This window comes from Streptomyces klenkii, from assembly GCF_003626645.1.
Lineage (GTDB): Bacteria > Actinomycetota > Actinomycetes > Streptomycetales > Streptomycetaceae > Streptomyces > Streptomyces klenkii.
Genome location: NZ_RBAM01000001.1, coordinates 33913 through 54084, shown reverse-complemented (window position 1 = coordinate 54084; position 20172 = coordinate 33913). Strand labels below are relative to the sequence as shown.

General features: G+C 74.0%; 19 protein-coding genes. 9 read left to right on the top strand and 10 right to left on the bottom strand.

Annotated elements, in window-relative coordinates:
• The first annotated feature begins 73 nt into the window (after window positions 1-73).
• Window positions 74-1381: a cation:proton antiporter domain-containing protein gene (locus D7231_RS00260; RefSeq protein WP_120752839.1), complete on the top strand. Its 1308-nt coding sequence runs from the start codon at window positions 74-76 to the stop codon at window positions 1379-1381.
• Between the two features lie 38 nt (window positions 1382-1419).
• On the opposite strand, the gene D7231_RS00255 is transcribed toward D7231_RS00260, so the two are convergent.
• The 4 genes from D7231_RS00255 to D7231_RS00240 form a co-directional block, all read right to left on the bottom strand.
• Complete coding sequence (locus D7231_RS00255) at window positions 1420-2841, bottom strand: DUF2252 domain-containing protein (protein WP_120752838.1); 1422 nt, start codon at window positions 2839-2841, stop codon at window positions 1420-1422.
• Complete coding sequence (locus D7231_RS00250) at window positions 2841-3809, bottom strand: hypothetical protein (protein ID WP_120752837.1); 969 nt, start codon at window positions 3807-3809, stop codon at window positions 2841-2843. The genes D7231_RS00255 and D7231_RS00250 overlap by 1 nt, the downstream gene beginning before the upstream one ends.
• Before the next feature lie 116 nt (window positions 3810-3925).
• Window positions 3926-4417 (bottom strand): potassium channel family protein, encoded by a 492-nt coding sequence (locus tag D7231_RS00245; RefSeq protein WP_120752836.1) that lies wholly within the window; start codon window positions 4415-4417, stop codon window positions 3926-3928.
• Complete coding sequence (locus tag D7231_RS00240; RefSeq protein WP_120752835.1) at window positions 4414-6000, bottom strand: MFS transporter; 1587 nt, start codon at window positions 5998-6000, stop codon at window positions 4414-4416. The genes D7231_RS00245 and D7231_RS00240 overlap by 4 nt, the downstream gene beginning before the upstream one ends.
• A gap of 287 nt (window positions 6001-6287) precedes the next feature.
• On the opposite strand from D7231_RS00240, the gene D7231_RS00235 reads away from it, so the two are divergent.
• The 3 genes from D7231_RS00235 (at window position 6288) to D7231_RS00225 (ending at window position 10841) form a co-directional block, all read left to right on the top strand.
• Complete coding sequence (locus D7231_RS00235) at window positions 6288-9005, top strand: winged helix-turn-helix domain-containing protein (RefSeq protein WP_120752834.1); 2718 nt, start codon at window positions 6288-6290, stop codon at window positions 9003-9005.
• Window positions 9006-9122: 117 nt separating this feature from the next.
• On the top strand, window positions 9123-9320 hold the full coding sequence (locus D7231_RS00230) for a hypothetical protein (RefSeq protein WP_120752833.1): 198 nt from the start codon (window positions 9123-9125) through the stop codon (window positions 9318-9320).
• 174 nt (window positions 9321-9494) lie between these two features.
• Complete coding sequence (locus D7231_RS00225; RefSeq protein ID WP_120752832.1) at window positions 9495-10841, top strand: hypothetical protein; 1347 nt, start codon at window positions 9495-9497, stop codon at window positions 10839-10841.
• Window positions 10842-10872: 31 nt separating this feature from the next.
• Here the strand turns inward: D7231_RS00225 and D7231_RS00220 are convergent, their stop codons facing one another.
• Window positions 10873-11727, bottom strand: coding sequence for a chymotrypsin family serine protease (locus D7231_RS00220; protein WP_199739274.1), 855 nt, complete (start codon window positions 11725-11727; stop codon window positions 10873-10875).
• A 60-nt stretch (window positions 11728-11787) separates the two neighbouring features.
• On the bottom strand, window positions 11788-12879 hold the full coding sequence (locus D7231_RS00215; protein ID WP_120752831.1) for an alpha/beta hydrolase: 1092 nt from the start codon (window positions 12877-12879) through the stop codon (window positions 11788-11790).
• A 207-nt stretch (window positions 12880-13086) separates the two neighbouring features.
• Here D7231_RS00215 and D7231_RS00210 point away from each other — a divergent pair, with 207 nt between their 5' ends.
• Window positions 13087-14085, top strand: coding sequence for a helix-turn-helix transcriptional regulator (locus D7231_RS00210; protein ID WP_147449657.1), 999 nt, complete (start codon window positions 13087-13089; stop codon window positions 14083-14085).
• Between the two features lie 34 nt (window positions 14086-14119).
• On the opposite strand, the gene D7231_RS00205 is transcribed toward D7231_RS00210, so the two are convergent.
• Window positions 14120-14992, bottom strand: coding sequence for a LysR family transcriptional regulator (locus D7231_RS00205; RefSeq protein WP_120752829.1), 873 nt, complete (start codon window positions 14990-14992; stop codon window positions 14120-14122).
• 142 nt (window positions 14993-15134) lie between these two features.
• Here D7231_RS00205 and D7231_RS00200 point away from each other — a divergent pair, with 142 nt between their 5' ends.
• On the top strand, window positions 15135-15533 hold the full coding sequence (locus D7231_RS00200) for a tautomerase family protein (RefSeq protein ID WP_120752828.1): 399 nt from the start codon (window positions 15135-15137) through the stop codon (window positions 15531-15533).
• An 81-nt stretch (window positions 15534-15614) separates the two neighbouring features.
• The gene (locus D7231_RS00195) at window positions 15615-16514 is read left to right on the top strand and encodes an aminoglycoside phosphotransferase family protein (RefSeq protein ID WP_199739273.1); all 900 of its coding nucleotides are present in this window, start codon (window positions 15615-15617) and stop codon (window positions 16512-16514) included.
• 46 nt (window positions 16515-16560) lie between these two features.
• Here the strand turns inward: D7231_RS00195 and D7231_RS00190 are convergent, their stop codons facing one another.
• Entirely contained in the window at window positions 16561-16947 is a 387-nt protein-coding gene (locus tag D7231_RS00190; protein WP_120752826.1) for a hypothetical protein, read from the bottom strand.
• A gap of 169 nt (window positions 16948-17116) precedes the next feature.
• On the opposite strand from D7231_RS00190, the gene D7231_RS00185 reads away from it, so the two are divergent.
• Entirely contained in the window at window positions 17117-17770 is a 654-nt protein-coding gene (locus tag D7231_RS00185; RefSeq protein WP_241999480.1) for a maleylpyruvate isomerase N-terminal domain-containing protein, read from the top strand.
• Between the two features lie 24 nt (window positions 17771-17794).
• On the opposite strand, the gene D7231_RS00180 is transcribed toward D7231_RS00185, so the two are convergent.
• Window positions 17795-18175: a MerR family transcriptional regulator gene (locus D7231_RS00180; RefSeq protein WP_120752825.1), complete on the bottom strand. Its 381-nt coding sequence runs from the start codon at window positions 18173-18175 to the stop codon at window positions 17795-17797.
• Between the two features lie 93 nt (window positions 18176-18268).
• Here D7231_RS00180 and D7231_RS00175 point away from each other — a divergent pair, with 93 nt between their 5' ends.
• The gene (locus D7231_RS00175) at window positions 18269-19408 is read left to right on the top strand and encodes an alkene reductase (RefSeq protein ID WP_120752824.1); all 1140 of its coding nucleotides are present in this window, start codon (window positions 18269-18271) and stop codon (window positions 19406-19408) included.
• On the opposite strand, the gene D7231_RS00170 is transcribed toward D7231_RS00175, so the two are convergent.
• Window positions 19398-19946 carry a hypothetical protein gene (locus D7231_RS00170; RefSeq protein WP_120752823.1) on the bottom strand — a complete coding sequence of 183 codons (549 nt, stop codon included), beginning with the start codon at window positions 19944-19946 and terminating at the stop codon, window positions 19398-19400. The two genes, D7231_RS00175 and D7231_RS00170, sit on opposite strands and share 11 nt — an antisense overlap.
• Window positions 19947-20172: the final 226 nt, after the last annotated feature.

The following is a 20172-nucleotide window of genomic DNA, read 5'->3' as shown; positions in this document are numbered from 1 at the left end:
TCCGGTGCCGCACCGGGCACCGGACCGATCACTCTTCCTGGACAGGTCCGTCCGGGCGGCCGGAGGAGGGACCGTGAGCGGAAACGGCGGATGGGCGGTGGCTGCCGTGGCCGCCGTCACCGGTGGATACGCGCTGGTCTCCCGGCGCCTGGCCGCGAGCGCCGTGTCGGCGCCGATGGTGTTCACCGCTGCCGGGCTGCTCATCGGCCCGGCCGGCCTCGGCCTCCTGGACCTGGAGCGCGACGCCGGGCCGGTGCTCACCCTCGCCGAAGCGGCCCTGGCCCTGGTCCTGTTCACCGACGCCGCCACCGTACGGTCGGAGGAGTTCCGCAGCGGCTGGTTCCTCCCCGGCCGTCTCCTCGTCGTCGGGCTGCCGCTGACGATCGCGGGCGGTGGCCTGCTCGCGTGGGGGCTGCTGCCGGGCCTGACGGGATGGGAGGCGGCGCTCGTCGGGGTGATCCTCGCGCCCACCGACGCGTCGGTGAGCAAGGCCGCCGTGTTCGCGCCGCGCATCCCGGCGGTCGTGCGGCACGGGCTCAATGCGGAGTGCGGCCTGAACGAGTGCCTGGTCCTGCCCGCGTTCGCCGTCCTCCTCGTCGCTCTGCCCGGGACACCGGCCTCCCATCAGGGAGCGGCGGGGATCCTGCGGCACGTGCTGCTGCTCAGTCCCTTGCTGGGGCTGGTGGCCGGGGGCCTCGGCGGGATGCTGCTGAGCAGGTCGCGGGCGGCGGGCCGGGTCACCGACGAGTGGCGCCGCATCCTCCCCCTCGCACTCGCCACCGGGGCGGGGGCGCTCGCGGCGGCCACGGGCGGCAGTGCCTTCGTGGCGGCGTGGGTGGCGGGCTTCGCCTTCGCGGCGGCCCTGCGCGCGGGACCGCCGCCGGGCCCCGCCACGGACGGCGAGGACGGCGCGGACGACACCCTGGAGTCGGTGGAACACCTTGCGGCGCTCCTGGCCGCGCTGAGCTTCCTGGTCTTCGGCGCGGTGCTGCTCGGCCCCGCGCTGGCGCACCTGAGCTGGCGCGTCGCCTGCTACGCGGTGCTGAGCCTGACGGTCGTGCGCGCGCTGCCCACCGTCCTCGCGCTCGCCGGCAGCCGGCTGCGTCCCCCCACCGTGGCCTATACCGCCTGGTTCGGGTCCCGCGGCCTTCCCTCCCTCGTGCTCGGGCTGATCGTGGCGGCCGAGGCGGCGCCCGGAGCCCGGTCCATGGGCACCGCGGTCGCCGTCACCGTCGGCCTCGGCGTCCTCCTGCACGGCGTCTCGTCCGTCCCCCTGGCCGACCGGTACGGCCGGTGGTACGAGGCGGCCGCGTCCCGCCGGCCGTCCCTGCGGGAGAGCGTCTCCGGCGGGCTGCCCCTCCCCGAGTGGAAGAGGCGGTGACGCCGGACCACAGACCGGGCCCGGCCGACCGGGACGCGTCAGACTCGCCGGGCCACGACGCGGCCGTGCCGCGCGGCTTCGGCGAGCGCGTGGAAGTCGCGCTCGTTCCGGTCGGCGTAGGCCTCGGCGAACTCGGCCAGGGCCCGTTCGAAGGCGTCGCCGCCGCCCAGGTACGCGGCGATCGCGATCCGGTCGCCGGACCGGGCGTGGGCGCGGGCCAGCGTGGCGCCGCACAGCTCCCCGTAGGCCCGGAGCCGGCCGGGCGGCATCGTCTCGGGCCGGGCGGCTCCCTTCCAGTCGCGCAACTGCCGGACGTAGAAGTCGCGCTGCCGCCCGTCGAACCCGGCGGCGCGCTCCCAGCCGAGGAGGATGTCGCTGACGGCCTGCATCAAGCGCTGTCCGCAGACCACGCGTTGCCCTTGATTGCCGTACGGGCTCGGTCGCAGGAACGGTGCCAGTACCGACGAGCCGGCCTCCTTGGCCTGGAGGATCAGCGGATCGTCGGCGTCCCGGCCGAGCATGAGCACGATCCAGCAGCGGGTGCCCACGCTGCCGACGCCCACGACCTTCCGTGCGGCGTCGGCCATCCGGAACTGGTCCAGGAGGTGTCGGCGGTCGGAGGCGAGGCTGCGGCCGTACCGCTCGACGAGCCGGCGGAGGCGTTCTTCGAGCTCGGCCCGGCGGTCGCCGGTCATCAGGTCGCCCAGCGGGACGAGCAGGGGCGGATCGGCGGCGATCCGCCGGGTGCCGTCGACGGCCTCGGTGAGCCGCTGGGAGGCGTGCAGGTGGTCGCGGCCGCGCGCGGTCTCCAGCGCTCGTGCCATCCGGCGGCGTCCTTGCTTGCCGAGCCGCTCGGCGAAGAGCACGTGCAGTTGCCCGGCGTCGAAGTGCGCGTACCACACGTCGAGGTTGCGCATCCCGGCGAAGCCGCGCATCGCTTCTCGGTATGCGCGCACGGTGCCGCGGACGACGTCCCTGCGCCGCTCCTCCGGGAAGCCGTTCTCGCGTCCCGCTATCGCCAGGCTGGCGGCCAGCCGCGTGATGTCCCACTCCCACGGGCCGGGCAGGGTCTCGTCGAAGTCGTTGACGTCGAAGACCAGGTGGCGTTCGGGCGAGGCGAAGAGCCCGAAGTTCAGCAGGTGGGCGTCCCCGCACAGCTGCGCCTCGATCCCGGTGCGGGGCCGGGCGCCCAGGTCCGCCGCCATGACGGCGGCGGCGCCGCGGTAGAAGGCGAGCGGGGACTCCAGCATCCTGCCGTAGCGGAGGGGGACGAGCTCCGGCACGCGGTCGGCGCTCTGCCGTTCGAGGAGCTCCACCGGATCGGCCCGGCCCGCCGCGGGCGGCGGCTCGGCGTGGGCCGAGCGCGGCATCCGGCGACGGGCGGCCTTGCCGAGCGCCGCGCGTTCCTGCGGTGACAGGTGGGGTTCCTGCGGAGTCACGGCGGTCTCCTTCCTCTTCATCACCGGCGCGACCGGCGGTGCATGAACCAGAGGGTTGCCGCGAGCAGGGAGGCCGCGACGAGGACGATCAGACAGGTGCCCCAGAACCCGCCGGCCAGCCGCAGCCCCGCGAATGCCGCCGCGGCCGCGGCCGCGAAGGGCACCACGGCGAGGGCGAACACGCGCAGAACGGCGGCGACGCCCACCGTCCTGGGCATGCGGGTGAGCCGCTTCCGGTGCCTGAGCAGGTCCCCCGCGGCGCCCGGCGTGTAGTACTGCACGGCCTTCGCTCCGAGCCGCAGCGTGTTCTTCCGGTAGATCACCGCCAGAGCGGGCACCCAGATCAGCGGCAGCACCATGCCCACGAGGAACAGAACGGCGATCGGGAGGGACGACACCACGCGCCGGAGTGTGCTCTGCTTGCCGCTGCCGCCCACGAGGCCGAGGATCGCCGCCATCCGGGCGATCAGCGACCAGCGTGTCCGCCGGGGGATCCGGCCCCGGCCCCCGGGGGGACGGCGCTTCGCCTCGCGCAGGGCCTCGGTGGCCGCCTCCGTCGAGGGGTACACGTCCTGGAGGACCAGCAGGTCGGCCACTCGTTGTTCGCTGAGGGGGTCGCGCCCGGCGAGGACGGCCAGTTCGAGCACCATCCGGGCCTGGGAGAGCAGCGCCGCGACGAAGCTGACGGGCATGAGGACGATGAACGGGCCGCCCAGCACGGCGCCGTCGGCGATCGTCATGTGCGTTCCGTGGGCGATGGCCTCCCGGCGCAGTTCGTCGTCCCCCGCGGCGGGTCCGCCCTGCTTGCGGCGGGCCACCGAGGCGGCGGCCCGGGGGCCGAACCGGCGCACCGCGAAGAAGGCCAGCTGCTCGGGCATGTGCTGCGGGTCGGCCCAGATCATCGGCAGCAGCGCCTGGGCCTGCACCGTGGCCGACCCTGCCGTGCGGGCCGGCGGCGATCCCTCGGTGGTACGTCCGCCGCCGTTCATCACTGCCACTGTGAGGCCCGGCGCGCCGGGCTGCCTCACCCGTTCCGGGTGAGGGTGGCCGGCCGCGGCCGGACCGGTGGCGCCTATGAGGGCTCGCGTTCGCGCCCGGCCGTGCCCTACCCGTCGTCGGCGGGCTTGCGGGCGAGGGCTGACTGGACCGCCCCGACGACGACGTGGGCGGCGACGCCGACGAGCAGGATGTCACCCGTCATCTGCACCATGGTGACGATCCGCGCGGCCTCCGTACGAGGAGCGATGTCGCCGAAGCCGACCGTGCTGAAGACCGTGAGCGCGAAGTACAGGGCGTCGGTGCGGCTGAGGGGCTCGCCGAACCCGCCCGGCCGGGCCTGGTCCATGAGGTAGTACGCGGCCGCGAAGAGCAGCAGGAACAGCGGCACCGTGGTGGCCAGGGCCTCGACGGCCCGCAGACGGGGCCGGGGAGAGTCCAGGATCGAGCGGATCTGCCAGGCGAAGAGGGCCGTCACGGCGGCCAGTCCGAGGACGAGAGCGACGGCGGTGCCTCCCTCGAACCTCTTGTTCAGGGGGAGGAGGTAGTAGGCGAGGACGAGGCCGGTCGACGTGCCCAGGGGGCGCAGGACCGCCCTCACCGGCCGTCCTCCCTCGTCAGCCGCTCGGCCGGCAGCCGGCGGGTGAACGGGAAGGCGCCGAGGGTGACGGCCGCCGCGGCCAGGACGGCGGCCTTGAGGGCGTCGAGCTGCGCCGCGGCGTAGGAGTCGACGAGCGCATCGGTCTCGGCCGGCGGGAGGGAAGCGCGTCGGGCGGAGGCGCGCACCTGGTCCGTGCTGACGAAGCTGACTCCCGCCTCCATGGCGATGCCGGCCTGGTGGCGTGCCGCGTCCGAGATCTTCGGGTTGTCGCTGATCTGCGTGGTGAACGCGTGGACCAGGGCGCCGATCAGCAAGGAGCCGATGAGTGCGGTGCCCAGGGACGAGCCGAGGTTCTGCGCGGTGTACTGCAAGCCGCCGGCCTCGCTGCGCTCCCCCTCGCTCACGCCGGACTGCACGACGTTGCCGAGCTGGGAGGCGAGGAGCCCCATGCCCAGGCCGAGGACGGCCATCGCCAGGCCGAAGGAGAGGTTGTCGATCCGGGGCTCGATCGTGGCCAGCAGCCACACCTGCGCCGCCGCGAGCACCAGCAGGCCGCAGCGCACCACGGTCCTGGGCGTCGCGATCCGGCCGAGCAGCGGGCCGGTCATGGAGGACACCAGCATGGTCACCGACACGGGCAGCAGCCGCAGGCCGGTCCGGAAGGCGTCGAAGCCCTGCACGACCTGGAGGTACAGCGGAATGATGAAGAACAGGCCCAGCAGGACGAGGTTCTGGCAGAGCAGCATGGTCAGCCCGGCCCGCAGGGGCGGCACCCCGAGCAGCGACAGGCGCATCAGGGGCTCCCTCCCCCGCGCCTGCTGCCGCCGTTCCCAGGCGCGGAACAGCCACAGGACGACGGCTCCCGCGGCGATGACGAACACGGTCGGGGAGAAGCCGAGGACGGTGAAGGGCGGGTTCCGGGGCTTCAGCCACCCCCAGGAACTGCTCTGGAGGACGCCCAGGACGACGAGGGCGAGCCCGGCCGCGGACAGCGCGGCGCCTCCCTTGTCCAGCGCGGTCCTCGGCTCGGCCGGGGTGTCCGGGATCCACCGGACGGCACAGAGCATGGCGATGACGATCACGACCTCGCCCGCGAACACCAGCCGCCAGGTCAGATACGTCGTCACCCATCCGCCGAGCAGCGGCCCCACGGCGATGCCCGCGCCGGCCAGGCCTCCGATGACGCCGTAGGCGACGGCCCGTTCGCGGCCCCGGTACGCACCGGCGACCAGCGCCGCGAGCGCCGGGAGGACGAGGGTGGCGCCGAGCCCCTCGACCACCGCCCAGCCTGCCGCCAGCACCCACAGCGACGGCGCCAGCGAGGTGACGGCGGACCCGGCTCCGTACACGACGAGCCCGGCGGTGAAGGCCCGGCGGCGCCCGAACGCGTCGCCGAGCTTTCCCCCGGTGATCATGAAGGCGGCCATGACCAGGGTGTAGAGGGTGATGACGGCCTGGATCGCCGTGACCTCGGTGTCGAAGTCCTCGACCAGCTTGCTGATGGAGACGTTCATCACCGACGTGTCCAGCACCATCAGGAACTGGGCCGTCCCGAGCACGATCAGGGCCCGCCATCGCTTCACGCCTGCACCTCTCCGCCTTCCGGTGCGCCCCGGTGACCGGCGAGCGGCACTTGATCGCACTCTAGAACCGCACGCTGACCGGCCGGCGCCTTGGACGGGGCGTGTCGCCGACCCGCGCCGGGGGCCGGAGGTTCCGGGGCGGGTGGCCGGAGGTTCCGGGGCGGGCCCGTGTGCGATCACCGGCCGCGCGTGGTGAAGATGGAAGGAACGGTCCGCCGAGACGGACCGGCCGCAGGTGAGGGCGTCCGCAGCGGCGCCGCGGCTCCCCAGGGCACGGTGGTGATCGGATGCCTCCGAGCGGATTCCCGCTCTCCGGTGACGGGCGGGGGACGACGCTGGCCTGGTCGGACGATCCCCTGCTCGCCGCCAAGTTCACGGTGCCCGCCGCTCCTCGCCACCACGTCTCCCGGCCCCGGCTGCTCGGCAGGGTCGGTGCGGGCACGCACGGGCCGGTCACGCTGGTCACCGGCCCCGCGGGCGCGGGAAAGACCGCCCTCGCCGCCGCGTGGACACGGGACGGCGAGCCCCCGGGGCCCGTGGCGTGGCTGACGCTCGACCCGCACGACGCGGCACCGGGCATCTTCTGGAGCTACGTGGTGGAGGCCCTGGGGCGTGCCCTGCCCCGGTCGCCCGGCGGGATCAGCATGCCCGCCCGCCCCGGCAGCGTCGGCACGTCCCTGCTGACCCGCCTCGCCGCCGCGACGGAACACTTCCCCGGCCCCGTGGTCCTCGTCCTCGACGGCTTCGAGAAGGTAGCGGGGCGGCGCGTACCGGCCGGCCTGGAGTTCCTCCTCGACCACTGCGGGCCCCTGCTGCGGCTGGTCGTAACCAGCCGGGCGGACCCCCTGCTGCCGCTCCACCGCTACCGGGCGGAGGACCGGCTCACGGAGATCCGCGGCGCCGACCTGGCCTTCACCTCCCACGAGGCGTCAGCACTGCTGCACGGACACGGCCTCAAGCCCGGCGACGACGTCGCCCGGGCCCTGACGCGGCGCACCGGAGGGTGGGCCGCCGGCCTGAGGCTGTGCGCCCTGGCCGTGCAGCGCACCGGTGATCCGGACGGTTTCACCCGCTCGTTCACCGGCACCGAGCAGGCGGTCTCCGACTACCTGGTCGCCGAGGTGCTCGACACCCGGCCCGCCGCCACCGGAGAACTGCTGCTGCGCGCAAGTATCCTCGACCGCCTCCACCCGGACCTGGTCAACGCCCTGACCGGGCGCAAGGACGCCGAGGCGGTCCTGGCCGGGCTGACCCGCGAGAACGCCTTCGTCGACCCCGTCCCCGGCACCCCGTGGTGCCGGGTCCACCCGCTGTTCGCCGACGTGCTCCGCGCCCAGCTGCGCATCCGGCACCCCGCTCTCGTACCGCGGCTCCACGCCCGTGCCGCCCGGTGGCTGGCCGGGGAGGGCCGCGTCACCGAGGCGCTGGAGCACGCCGCGGAGGCCGGCGACTGGCAGTACGCCGCCTCCGAGGCCGTCCGCCACCTGCTGGCCGTAGCCATGTTCACGGCTCCGGACGGCGAGCGGATAGAGCGGGCCTTCTCCCGTATGCCAGCCTCCGTGCCGGGTGCCGGGCCCGCCCTGCTGGCAGCCGCCTGCCGGCTGGCGCGACACGACCGCGCCGGCTGCCGCGAGCGCCTCACCGAAGCCGGACGGCACCTGCGGCGCAGTGGCAAGGAGCCCACCCCGGAGGCCGGGCTCACCCACGCGCTGCTGTGCCTGCTGTGCGAACCCCGGGCGGACCGGCAAACGGACGGGCGAGCGGACGGGCCGGGGCCGGACCGGCAAGCGGACGGGCCGGGGCCGCCGGGCCCGGCCGAGGAAGCCGCGCGTGCCGTCGCGGATCTGATGCGGCGGATGCCGCCCGAGCTGATCCGGGCGCACCCCGAGATCGAGGCGCTGCGGCTTTACGGGCTCGCCCGGTCGTTCCTGGGCCGCGGCCGCCTCGCCGAAGGCCGCCGGCTCTGCGCCGAGGCGGCCGGCGCCTGCACCACGCAGGCGTCGCTCCCCGTACAGCACTTGTCCCTCGGGCTGCTCGCCGTGGCCGAGGCGGCCGCGGGCGCCCTGACCGCGGCGGAGGACCACGCGCTGCGCTCGCTGGCGGTCGCCGACCAGTGCGGTGCCGCGCCGGACCGCCGTTCCGGCGCCGCCTGCCTCGCTTTGGCTGCGGTCGCGTGCGAACGGGACGACCAGGAAGCCGCCCACCGCCGGCTCGGACAGGCCCTCGCGTGCCGCGACGTGCACGAGGACCCGCTCCTGGCGGCCGAGGCCGCGGTGCTCCGGTCCCGCCTCGAACTCGCGCTGGGACGCTGGGAGACCGCTCTGGCCGCCCTCCCCCTCCCGGGCGCGGGCGACGCGCCGTGGCCCGCCCAGCGGCTCGCGCTCACCCGCTCGGCCGCGGCGCTCGCCCGCGGGGATCACGAGGCCGCCGCCGTCGCCGTGCACGGCACCCGGGCCGACGGCCCGGCGCCCCTCCTCGCCCTGGCCCGCGCCCACTTCGCCGCCGGGCGCACCGACCGCTCCCTGCGGCTGCTGGCCCGCGCCGGAAACTCGCCGGACCTCAGCCTCCCGGACCGCGTGGGCGTCCAGCTGCTGCGGGCCCGGGCCGCGCTCCAGGCCGGCGACCGGGCGGCCGCTCAGCACTTGCTCGGCCGGGCGCTGGAGGCCGCCCGGCCCGAGCGGCTGCGCCGGCCCTTCGGCGACGCCGGCCCCTGGCTGCGCCACCTGCTGGACGGCACCGGCGGCACGGGCCCCGCGCCCGCCCCCGGCAGCTGGCTCACTGCCCGCGGGGGCGCGGACCTCCCGGACCCGGTCCAGCCCCTCAGCGGCCGCGAACGCGACGTTCTGCTGTGCGTGCAGAGGATGATGTCCGCCGACGAGATCGCCGACGATCTGTCCCTGTCCGTCAACACCGTGAAGACCCACCTGCGCAGCGTCTACCGCAAGCTGGGCGTCTCCCGGCGCCGTGAGGCCGTGGAGCGGGGCAGGGAGCTCCGCATCCTCTGACGGGGTGGCGGGCCGGCCGGCCTCCACCCGTGCCGGGTGATGGCGGAGGCCTTCCGGCGGCGCACCCTGGCACCGAATGCTGTGCCCCGAAGTGCCCTAGGTGGGAGCGGTTCGACCATGCGCTACGAATTCCGCGTGACGGGCAGCGTCTCCCGGCTCATGGCCGAGGCCTTCCCGGAGCTGAAGGCGGAACCGGTACCCCGGCAGACGCTGTTCTCCGGCGCGGTCACGGACGAGGCCCACCTGTACGGGCTCCTCGCCCGCTTCCAGGACCTCGGCCTGAGCGTGGAGGAGATGCGCCGCCTGCCCGAGTGACGGACGGGCCCGGTTCACCTGCTGCGGGTGATGCGGCCCGCGCCGCCGGTCGGCCAGCCTGCGGAGGAGACCGGCCTTCCGAGCGCCCGGCACGTGCCCGATCCGATCCGTACACGCCGGCCCGCACACGTCACACGCCGGTCCGCACACGTCCCGCCCGGAGGAGGGAGCGCCATGGACCCGCCTCGTGCCCGCGGCCCGCGGGATCCCGGCCCGTCGTACGGTGACGGACCCCTGGTCCCCAGCGAGCGCCGGGACTACGCGCGCCTTCGCCGGAGCGAGGCCCTGCGTCACCGGCGGTCGCGCTACGCGGTGACGTCCGTCCTGCTGCTGCTCGTCTTCGTGCTCTCGCCGTTCGCCGTGGTGGCGGCCTGGGCCGGCAGCCAGGTCTCGGACACCGACCGGTACGTCCAGACCGTCGCGCCACTGGCCGAGGACCCGTCCGTGCAGAACGCCGTCACGGACCGGCTGACCACGGGCGTGGTCGACAACGTCGACGTCAACGGCATCACCGACGCCGTCAGCGGCGCGCTCGCCAAGGCCGACGCGCCACCGGTGGTCGTGGACAAGTCGCACCTCCTCGCCGGTCCCCTCAAGAACGCCCTCACCGCGTCCGTCCGCGCCGTGGTCAACGAGGTCGTCACGAGCGACCAGGTCGCGGAGCTGTGGGACGCCGCGAACCGGCGGGCCCACGCCGCCGTCGTCAAGACGCTCACGGGTGAGGGGAGCAGCGCCGTGCGGGCCAAGGGCGACGCCGTCGTCCTCGACCTGGGCACCGTCGCCGACAAGGTCGAGGCGAAGCTGGTCGACGAGGGCTACGAGAAGGCCGCCCACATCCCCGACGTCGACAAGACGATCACCCTGTTCCGGACCGACAAACTCGACGACGCCCAGGGGCTCATGCGCCTGCTCGACACCGTCGGGACCTGGCTGCCCGTCACCGTGTTCGTCCTGGCCGCGCTCGCGGTGTGGACGGCTCCCGCACACCGGGTGGCCCTCATCGCCGCGGCCGTCGGCATCGGCGTGATGATGCTGCTGCTCCTGGTGGGACTCGCCGTCGCACGGCGCGTCTATCTGGACTCCGTCCCGGCCACCGTCCTGCCCGCGGACGCGGCCGCCACGATCTACGACACCTTCGTCCGCTTCCTGCGGAACAGCACCCGCACGGTTCTCGTCACGGCGGTCATCACGGCGCTGGCCGGATACCTCTACGGCCCCGGGCGCGGCGCCCGGTTCATCCGCTCGGTGACCACCCGGGCCACCGGCGCCACCGGGCGGGCCATGGCCCGCTCCGGCCTGCGGACCGGGGCCACGGGCCAGTGGCTGGAGACGCACCGGCCCTGGACCACCGGCATCGTCATCGCGGCGGCGGCCCTGGCCCTGATCCTGTGGAACTACCCCACGACGGCGGTCGTCGCCCTGGTCCTCGGCGTCGCCGTCCTCGTCCTGGCCGTCCTCGCGGTACTCGGTGCCGCCTCCGCCCCGGGCGCAGCCCCGGGGAAGGAGAAGATCCCGCACTGACCGAGGTCAGTGCGGGATCCGGTGCCCCGGCTCACGGGTTGGCGGTCACCGTGAAGCCCGCGCCGAAGACACCGGCCGGGGCTGCGGCGGCGTCCCGTGCGCGCAGATCGGCGAGGATGTTCGCCGAGCTGGTGTAGAGGAAGGGCGGCAGGTTCAGGGTGATGCCCTTGGTGATGCCGGCCCACGGTCCGGAGGCCTTGAATCCGTTGCTCTGGGAGGGCAGCTCGCTCCCGGGGACGCGCGCGATGGCCGGCCCGCCCGAGTCGCCCCTCATGTTCACTGCCGCCGACCGGTAGACGCCTTGGTCGTTGTCCATGACGGTCCCGTACCACACGCCCGACTGGCCCGAGGTGATGAGCTCGGTGGAGCCGGGGGCGAGCAGCCGCTCACTGTCGAGCGCGGCACCCGGTGCGTTCGGGCTGGCGGTTCCGCCGGGGACCTTCAGCTCGCCCGTCTGCTTCAGGTACGGCCCTTGCGAGGAGAGCGTCATCTGCGGGACCAGCTCGATGACCATGTAGTCCTTGGTCACGTGGCCCGTCTGGGAGCCCTCGGCGTCCTTGAAGTAGCGCACGTAGCCGATCGGGCCGGACCCGCTGTCCGCCCGGTCGTAGACGGGGCCGACGTTCTCGGGGATCTCGCGGTCCGCGTACTTCGGGTCGTTGATGCAGTGGCCCGCCGAAATGGCGATCTTGTGCTGGTACTTGTCCGTGCCCACCGCACCGATCGTGCAGAAGGCGTCGGGCATGGACGGGCTGAAGATGATCTGCATCCCGTTGTGGACGCGCTTGCCCTCTGCCGCGTGGGCCGGGGCGGCGGTGCCTGCGGTGAGTCCCGAGGCACAGATGACGGCCAGGCCGAGTACGAGCGTGCGCAGTCGCTTCATCATGCGCGGGTTCCGTTCTGCCGGGGCGGCGGGTGGTCGGGCGGAAGGCGTCGGGCCGCGCGGTCAGGCGGCGGACGCGAAGGCCGCTTCGAGGCGCGGGACGAAGTCCACGAGGTCCTGCGCCCAGCACCCGTAGTTGTGGCCGCCGTTGCAGTTCTCGCCCCAGCCGGATCCGTTGCCGTAGTCCACGTAGTGGGAGGGCTGTCCGAGCCGCTCCAGGCCGTCCCTGGCGTGTTCCGTCGCCGACTTGACCCAGAACTCCGGCTCGGCGGGGTTGCCGTTGCCGTTGCCCGTGTAGAGCGAGACGCCCATGCCGGCCAGCCGGTCCATGTGCGCGGACGGGTCCACCTCGTTCCAGCGCCGGTCGGCGTTGAAGATGGGGTACGGCGAGCCGAAGATTGCGTCGCTCGACACCGTGGGCCCGAAGTTGAGGGAGCAGTCGGGGCCGCTGGAGCCGCACAGCGCGGCGCCGATGTTGGTCAGCGTGGCGACCACGGCCCCTCGCATGACCATGTGGTTCACCGAGAGGTCGGCCGCGCCGGAGAGCGAGGCGACCTGGCTGAACAGCCCGGGGTAGGTCTGGGCGTAGTGCAGGGAGCCGAATCCGCCCATCGAGAGGCCGGCGACGGCCCGGCCCTTCTTGGCCGCGACGGTGCGGAGGTTGGCGTCGATGAACGGGATCACCTGCTTGATGTGGAAGTTCTCCCAGTTCTGCACACCGGCGGCGGTGGACTGGTCGAGCCAGTTGGCGTACCAGCCCCGCAGGCCCCCGTCCGGGATGACCGTGATCATCGACTTGGCCGCGGCGAGGGCGGGGTAGGCCAGGTTCGCGTTGCCCGGGTTGTCCGACGCGCCGTGCAGGAAGTAGAGCACCGGGTACCGCTTGGTGGGATCGGCCGCGTAGTCGCTGGGCAGCAGGATCCGGATCCGGTGCTCCCCGGAGACCTCTGGTGTGTGCACCGTGATCACGAAGTTGGTGGCGGTGCCGGTGGCGGCGCCGGTCTGGGACAGGCCGAAGCCGTCGTTCATGCGCGGCGGGCCCGGGGCCTCGGCACGCGCGGCGGGCGCGCCGAGGCCGAGGCACAGGAGCGCGGCGGCCGCGGCGGCGACCGCCGCCTTCGCGCGCAGCAGCCGGGTGGGCAGGACTGGTCTCATCAGCTGTCCTCGGGGTGGGCTCGATGCCGGGGGAAGGTGGTGGTGCGGCCGGACACCCGAAATCTCAGCGCAGCGCTCCGCACGAAGCCATACGGGGCGGTGGCGCAGGTGAGCCACTGGCGCAAGTGCGCCGCCTTCGCAGTATGCTGCGGCGGCCGGTGGCCGTATCGAACAACTCGAACGGCTGCGGTACGGCGAGGGGGTGTCGTGCACGACGTATTGGACCCGGACTCCGACCGCGGACGGGTCTACCACTACCTGGTCGGTCATCCGCGTGAGCCCGCGAGCCGGTTGGCGGCCCGCTGCGGGCTCAGCGAGACCGTCGTCCGGGCGGTGCTCAAGGAACTGGCCGCCGAAGAGTTCGTCGTGGCGACGGATCCGGAGCCCGGAGTGAGTGCCGCCGGGGAGGACTCCTGGGAGGACGCCTGGGAGGCGTTACCGCCCGCGCAGGTCGTCGAGGCGCTGCTGCAACGCGACGCCGCCCTGCGGTCGGCCCTGCGCCGGACCGGTACGGAGCTCGAACAGCTCTACCGCTTCGCCAGGAAGGACGCCGGTCACTACGGCGCGCTGGAGGTCGTCGAGGACGCCGCGCGCGTCCTGGCGATCAGCCGGCAACTCCAGCAGGCCGCGCGCCACCAGATCCGGGTCATCGACATGCCGCCGTACTCCGGGACGGCCGGCCACTACCTCGAACAAGAGGTGCTGCAACGCGAGCGCATGGCCGCCGGTGTCGCCTACCGCACCATCTACCACGGCTCCGCGTTCGACGACCCCGTCGCGGGGCCCAACATGGCGCGCATGATCGCGGCCGGGGAACAGGCGCGGACGCTGGACGACCCGCCCTTGAAGCTCGCCATCAGCGACGACGAGCTGGCCGTGGTCACCCTCGCCGCGGACGCCCGCCCCGGCGTCGTCTCCCTCCTGATCCGCCCGTCCAGCCTGTTCCGGGCGCTGTCCAACGTGTTCGAGTCGCTGTGGCGGCTCGCCGTACCGGTGTCGGCGGACGGCACCGGCACGCAGATCGACGAACGCGACCGGCAGATCCTCACGCTGATGGCCAGCGGCGCCACCGACGACGCGATCGCCAGGCGGCTGGGCCTGGGCCGCCGCACCGTCGTCCGCCGCGTCTCCGCCCTCCTGGCGAGGCTGGGCGCCACCACCCGCTTCCAGGCGGGAGTCCAGGCGGCGCGCCGCGGCTGGCTCTGAGGACCGGGCAGGCCGACCGCAGAGCCGCGTGGCCTCAAGCCGTACGGGCCAGGTGGCCGGCCGCCGACTCCGCCAGGGCGCGGACCGCCGGGTGCCAGGGGCGGCCGGGCGGCCCGGTCAGGACGAGGCGGCGCGCGGTGCGGGGTTCCAGCGGCAGCAGGACCAGGTCGGGAGGGATGAGCGAGCGGGAGACCTCGGACAGGACGGTCACGCCGATGCCGGCCTGCACCATGCTGATCAGCGTCGCCAGGTCCCGCACCCGGTGGGTCGGGTTGAAGCGCAGCCCGGCCAGCCCGTGGATCGTACGGATGCGGGCTTCGCAGCCGTTGGGCGATATCAGGAACTGGTCGTCCTCCAGGTCGCGGATGTCGACGGACGGCTCTCCCGCCAGGGGGTGGTCCCGGGGCAGCAGGGCCCGGTAGTGGTCCGTGGCGAGCTGGATGCCGGGGCCGGGCGGCGGGTCGATCAGGACGGCGGCGTCGGCCGTCCCGTCGGCCAGCCAGGTCGTCACTTCGGCGCTGTCGCCCTCGAAGACCCGCACGGTGATCCGGGGCTGGTCCTCACGCCAGTGCCGGAGCAGGCCGGGAACCATGCCCTGGCAGACCGTCGGGGTGGCGGCCAGCCGCACGATGCCGGTCAGGGCCCCGGTGGCCTCGGCCGCGATCTGTTCCACGGACCGGGCCGCCGACAGCGCGACGCGGGCGTGCGGCAGGACGCGCTCCCCGAGCGCCGTCGTCCGGGCCGGGGTGGCACGGACCAGGAGCGGAGCGGCCAGTTCGCGCTCCAGCGAGGCGACGGCGTGCGACACCGCGGACTGGCTCATGCCGAGTTCGGCGGCGGCCGCGCTGAAGCCGCCGGTGTCCACGACGGCGAGGAAGGCCCGCAGCTGGGGAAGGTTGACGGTCATGCAACAGCCTCATATGCGTATGACATCTATGCGTTGGATCTATGGTGCCAGGCCGGGCGAGGCTTGCTCCGCGCCGCTACCGGATCCGCCGGGGCGGCGGTCCGCGCACACGCAGCGGATCACGTACATGCGGAGGAGAGTCATGCCGTACTTCCGGGTCACCGTCCCCGATCCCGCCCTTCCGGCCGACGTCCGGAGCGCCCTCGCCGAGGGGCTGACCGAGCTGGCGGTGTCGGTGCTGCGCAAGGACCGGGCGCGCACCATCGTCCATATCAACCTGGTGCCTGCCGGCAGCTACTTCGTCGCCGGCAGGCCCCTGGCCGGCGCCCGCGACGCACACGTCGAAGGCAGCCTCACCGCGGGCACGAACAGCGCGGCGGAGAAGGCCGCGTTCATCGCCCGGGCCGAAGAACTGCTGACCCGCGTCCTCGGCCCGCTCCCCCGGGCCGGTGTGGCGCTGCACGAACTGCACCCGGAGAGCTACGGCTACAACGGTGTCACCCAGTTCGACTTCTACCGCCGGGCGGCGGCCGCGGGCTGACGCCGGCGTACGGGCGGGGAGACGTACGGGCGGGGAAATGTGTTTGACGCCCGCCGGCGTCCGGCGGTCGGATGGGCGCCCATGAGCACAGGGCAGATGCACGCCGGCGAGCACCCCGTCGATGAGAACCTCGTACGCCGGCTGGTCGCCGGGCAGTTCCCGCAGTGGGCGGGGCGGGACGTGGAGCGGTTCGCGTCCGGCGGCACGGTGAACGCCATGTTCCGGCTGGGCGGCGACATGGTCGTGCGGCTGCCGCTGGTGCGGGGCGGCGCCCCGGACGTGTTGCTGGAGCAGGAGTGGCTGCCCCGGCTCGCGCCCCGGCTGCCCGCGGCGATCCCCGAGGTGCTCGGGGCCGGGAAGCCCGCCGAGGGGTATCCGTGGCCCTGGTCGGTGCACGGGTGGCTGGCGGGAGAGAACCCCGAGGCGGGGGCCCTGAGCGAGCCCGTACTGCTGGCCGGGGACCTGGCCGGGTTCGTGGCCGCGATGCGGAGCGTCACCCTGCCGGGTGCGCCGCAAGCCCACCGCGGCGGGCCGCTCGCCTCGCTCGACGAGGCGACCCGGGCGGCGATCGCGGAACTGCGCGGGATCCCCGAGGAGGGTGTCGACTGCGATGCCGTGACCGCCGTATGGGAGGGCGCGCTGCGCGCCCCGGCCTGGGACGGGCCGCCGGTCTGGCTGCACGCCGACCTGATGCCGGGCAATCTGCTGGTGGCCGGCGGCAGGCTGGCCTCGGTGATCGACTTCGGGTGCGCGGGGGTGGGCGACCCGGCCTGCGACCTGTTCCCGGCGTGGAACCTGCTGCCGCCCGCCGCGCGGGAGGCCTTCCGCGAAGCGCTCGGCGTGGACGGCGCGACCTGGGCCCGCGGCCGGGGCCGCGCCCTCTCGCAGGCCCTGATCGCGCTGCCGTACTACCGCCGGACGAACCCGGCGATGGCCCGCAACGCCCGCTATGTGATCCGGGCGGTGCTGGACGAGGAGTGAAGCCCCGGCGAGCGCACTTTAAGCGGCTGGAAGGGGCTGGGAGCGGCTAGAAGCGGATCTCCTCGCAGGCGCGGCCGCGGGACTCCAGGTGGCCGTTGACGTGCTCCCATCCCTCCGCGCACACCACCGAGCGGTTCGGCAGGTCGCGGCCGACGTGCACCGTGTACTGCTGGTGGTATCCCCAGTAGCCCGTCGCGCTGTTGGCGTTCAGGCCGCCGCCCCAGATGTGGAAGTGCCCGGTGAAGTCACCGTTCCAGGTCGTCGACGCCGAGACCGAATCGACGTGGAGACCCGACCCCTGGACGGAGATGCACGTCCGGTGGTTGCAGCCCCGCGCACCGGCCTCCGCGGAGGGCACGCCGGTGACAAGGAGTGCCAGGGCGCCGAGGGCGCTCAGTCCTGCGCGCAGCGCCCAACTCGTCTTGATTCCCACGATGGTTCACGTCTCCTGATCTCGCGGCGGGAGTGACGAGGTGATCTTGCCAGCGGTTCCTCCGGATGCCCTCGTCCGGCGGGCGGATTACACCTGAACGGCTGACCCGCGCGGCAGCGGACCGGGCCGGGGCGCGCATATCCGCCGGCTGACGTGGGACGCTGCCCGCATGACCGGCACCCTGACCGCCGTCCAGGACGATTTCCTCGCCACCGCCCGCGCCGCTGCCGCGCTGCTGCGCGAGGAGGCGGTCGCCGCCGCCTGGGACGGCCCGAGTGCGCTGCCCGGCTTCACCGTGCGCGGTCTCGCCGGGCATCTGGCCTATCAGGTCCTCTGCGTCGCCCCGGCCCTGACCGGCCCGGAGCCGCGTGACCTGGTCGTCTCCCTGCTCGGCCACTACGCCCGGGTCGGCTGGATCGGTGCCGCAGCCGACGCCGACGCCAACGTCCGTATCCGGCAGGGCGGCGAGGACGTCGCCTCCGAAGGCCACGCCGTCATGACAGCGCGCCTCGCCGCCGCACTTGAGGAACTGCCCGCCCTCCTGCGGCCGGCGGACGCGGACCGGCCGGTGCGCATCCCCCTGTGGGGGCCGTGGTCGCTGCGCCTCGACGACCTGCTCGTCACCCGCATGATGGAGCTCGCGGTCCACAACGACGACCTCGCCGTCAGCGTCGGCACGTCCGCGCCCGAGCTCCCCGAGCGCGCCGCCGACACCGTCGTCGCGCTCCTCGCCCGCCTGGCCCGGCGCCGCCACGGCTCCACCGCCGTCCTCCGCGCCCTCGCCCGGGCCGAACGCGCCCCTGCCTCGATCGCCGCGTTCTGATACCACCCGACCCACGGGGGCCGTTCAGGCGGCGGCCCTCTCCCGGCCCGGCTGCGACGCCGTGTCGATCACCTCGTCGAGGACGTCGCGGGTACGCACCAGGTCGGCGATCATCCGGTCGATGCGCTGCCGCTCCCCGGCCAGTTCGGCGACCAGCAGGCCGTCCGCCCGCTCCGACGGGGCGCCGTCCGGGTCCCGCATGCAGGGCAGCAGCTGCCCGATCTTCGTGCTGTTGAGCCCCGCGGCGAAGAGCACCTGGATCCGGATGACCCGGTCGACCGCCCACTCCCCGTACTCGCGCTGCCCGCCGGGCGTCCGTTCGGACGTCAGCAACTGCTGCTTCTCGTAGTAGCGCAGCGACCGCTCGCTCACACCGGTCCGCCGGGCCAGTTCACCTATCCGCACTCCGGCCATCCCCCTCTCGCCCGCGGCGGGACCGCCCGAAGGCGCCCGGCGGGACTTGAACCTGACACTGGTGTCAACTTCTACCGTACGGGCATGACGAACGCACCTGCTGACTCCGGTCTCTTCGCACCCTTCCGCCTCGGCCCGCTGCACCTGCCGAACCGCCTGGTCATGGCCCCTCTGACGAGGACCCGGGCCGGTGCCGACGGCGTACCGACGCCGATGATGGCCACCCACTACGCGCAGCGCGCCTCCGCCGGCCTGATCATCGCCGAAGGCACCACCCCGAACGCCGTGGGCCGGACGTACGCGAACATCCCCGCCATCCACCGCCCGGAGCACGTGGCCGGATGGCGCCGGGTCACGGACGCGGTGGACGCCGCGGGCGGCCGGATGTTCCTCCAGCTCCAGCACGGCGGGCGGGTCGGTCACCCGGACAACAGCGGTCTGACGCCGGTCTCGCCCTCGCCGCTCGCGCTCCCGGAGACGATCCACACGCCCGCCGGACGCCGGCCCTCCGTCGTGCCCCGCGAGATGACCGCCGACGACATCCGCTCCACCATCGCCGACTTCGCCCAGGCCGCCCGCAACGCCGTCGCCGCGGGCTTCGCCGGAGTGGAGGTGCACGCCGCCAACGGCATGCTCCTCCACCAGTTCATGGCGCAGAACACCAACCGGCGCACGGACGCCTACGGCGGTTCCGCCGCCGCCCGCGTCCGCTTCGCGGCCGAAACGGCCCGCGCCGTGGCCGACGCGATCGGCCCGGAGCGGGTGGGGCTGCGGATCTCCCCGGCGAACACCGTCAACGGCATCGACGAGGGCGACACCGACCACATCTACCCGGCCCTCCTCGACGCCGTCGGCGACCTCGGACTGGCCTACCTGCACGTGCTGTTCGCCGACCCGGACCAGCCCCTGTACCGGCGGATCCGCGACGACTGGTCCGGCGTGCTGATGGCCAACCCCGACCTGCGCCGTTCGGGGACGCTGCCCGCCGACGGCGGGCGGAGCGCCGGCGAACGCCTGCTGGCCTCGGGCGCCGACCTGATCGCCCTGGGCCGCGCCTTCATCGCCAACCCCGACCTGGTCGAGCGCTCGCGTGCCGGCGCCCCGCTGAACCCGGTCCGCGAGGAGTACTCGATGTACGTGGGCGGCGAGACCGGCTACAACGACTACCCCACGCTGGACGCCACCGCGGACCGGAGCCGCCCCGTCCTCTCCGTCACCGGGTGATGCTCAAGTGCGTGAAGGCGACGGTGTGCCGGATGCCGCCGCCGAGCACGCAGTCGGTCGGCAGGCCGGCGGGCAGCGTCTGGATGGTCTTCTCCGCGGCCGACCCCTTGCCGCGCCCGGAGACGACCACTCCGTCGAGCACCGCGGTGTTGACGCCCGCGAGGCGGACGGAGGGGCCCGAGCGGTACGCGATGACGGTCGTGCTGCCGTCCGCGTAGTGCAGGGTCTCCTCCGACTTGTTCGAGGCGAGGAGCAGACAGGTGCCTCCGGTGGTGCCCTCGGTGTGGTATGTGGCCGTGATGGTGCGGCCCGGGACGTCCGTGCAGCGGTACGTACCGTCGACGCTGACGGCCGAGGTGCCGGAGGAGAGGCTGAGCCCCGGTCCGTACGTGATGTTCTCGCGGCCCGTGCAGTCCTGGAAGGCATGGCCACGGTCGTGGTCGTGGTCACGGGCCCGGGCCGCCGGTGCCCCGCCGATGCCCGACGCGACCAGGGCGAGGGAGGACAGAGCGATCCCGACGCCACGCTTGCCGATCATGGGTACCCCTTCGCTTCACACACGCGCCGGCCGGGCGCGGCTGAGGCCACGTGGCTACCCCGGACACCTCCGGTTCCACCGGCTTTCCCGGGCCGCCGAAAGCACCGCGGTGCCCCGCACGCCGCACGAGGCGCACTCGCGCCCTGCTTCACGCCCTGCCGGACCGGACCGCGCCCGCGTCACCGTGGGCTGTCCCGTACCGGGCGGACCCGGTGACCGGCACGAC

Excerpts from the sequence above, each read along its gene's own strand:
- D7231_RS00230 (WP_120752833.1), top strand. The coding sequence starts at position 9,123 with ATGCGCTACGAATTCCGCGTGACGGGCAGCGTCTCCCGGCTCATGGCC.
- D7231_RS00220 (WP_199739274.1), bottom strand. The coding sequence starts at position 11,727 with ATGATGAAGCGACTGCGCACGCTCGTACTCGGCCTGGCCGTCATCTGT.
- D7231_RS00250 (WP_120752837.1), bottom strand. The coding sequence starts at position 3,809 with ATGAACGGCGGCGGACGTACCACCGAGGGATCGCCGCCGGCCCGCACG.
- D7231_RS00170 (WP_120752823.1), bottom strand. The coding sequence starts at position 19,946 with ATGATCGGCAAGCGTGGCGTCGGGATCGCTCTGTCCTCCCTCGCCCTG.
- D7231_RS00215 (WP_120752831.1), bottom strand. The coding sequence starts at position 12,879 with ATGAGACCAGTCCTGCCCACCCGGCTGCTGCGCGCGAAGGCGGCGGTC.
- D7231_RS00175 (WP_120752824.1), top strand. The coding sequence starts at position 18,269 with ATGACGAACGCACCTGCTGACTCCGGTCTCTTCGCACCCTTCCGCCTC.
- D7231_RS00225 (WP_120752832.1), top strand. The coding sequence starts at position 9,495 with ATGGACCCGCCTCGTGCCCGCGGCCCGCGGGATCCCGGCCCGTCGTAC.
- D7231_RS00255 (WP_120752838.1), bottom strand. The coding sequence starts at position 2,841 with ATGAAGAGGAAGGAGACCGCCGTGACTCCGCAGGAACCCCACCTGTCA.
- D7231_RS00195 (WP_199739273.1), top strand. The coding sequence starts at position 15,615 with ATGAGCACAGGGCAGATGCACGCCGGCGAGCACCCCGTCGATGAGAAC.
- D7231_RS00185 (WP_241999480.1), top strand. The coding sequence starts at position 17,117 with ATGACCGGCACCCTGACCGCCGTCCAGGACGATTTCCTCGCCACCGCC.
- D7231_RS00200 (WP_120752828.1), top strand. The coding sequence starts at position 15,135 with ATGCCGTACTTCCGGGTCACCGTCCCCGATCCCGCCCTTCCGGCCGAC.
- D7231_RS00235 (WP_120752834.1), top strand. The coding sequence starts at position 6,288 with ATGCCTCCGAGCGGATTCCCGCTCTCCGGTGACGGGCGGGGGACGACG.
- D7231_RS00205 (WP_120752829.1), bottom strand. The coding sequence starts at position 14,992 with ATGACCGTCAACCTTCCCCAGCTGCGGGCCTTCCTCGCCGTCGTGGAC.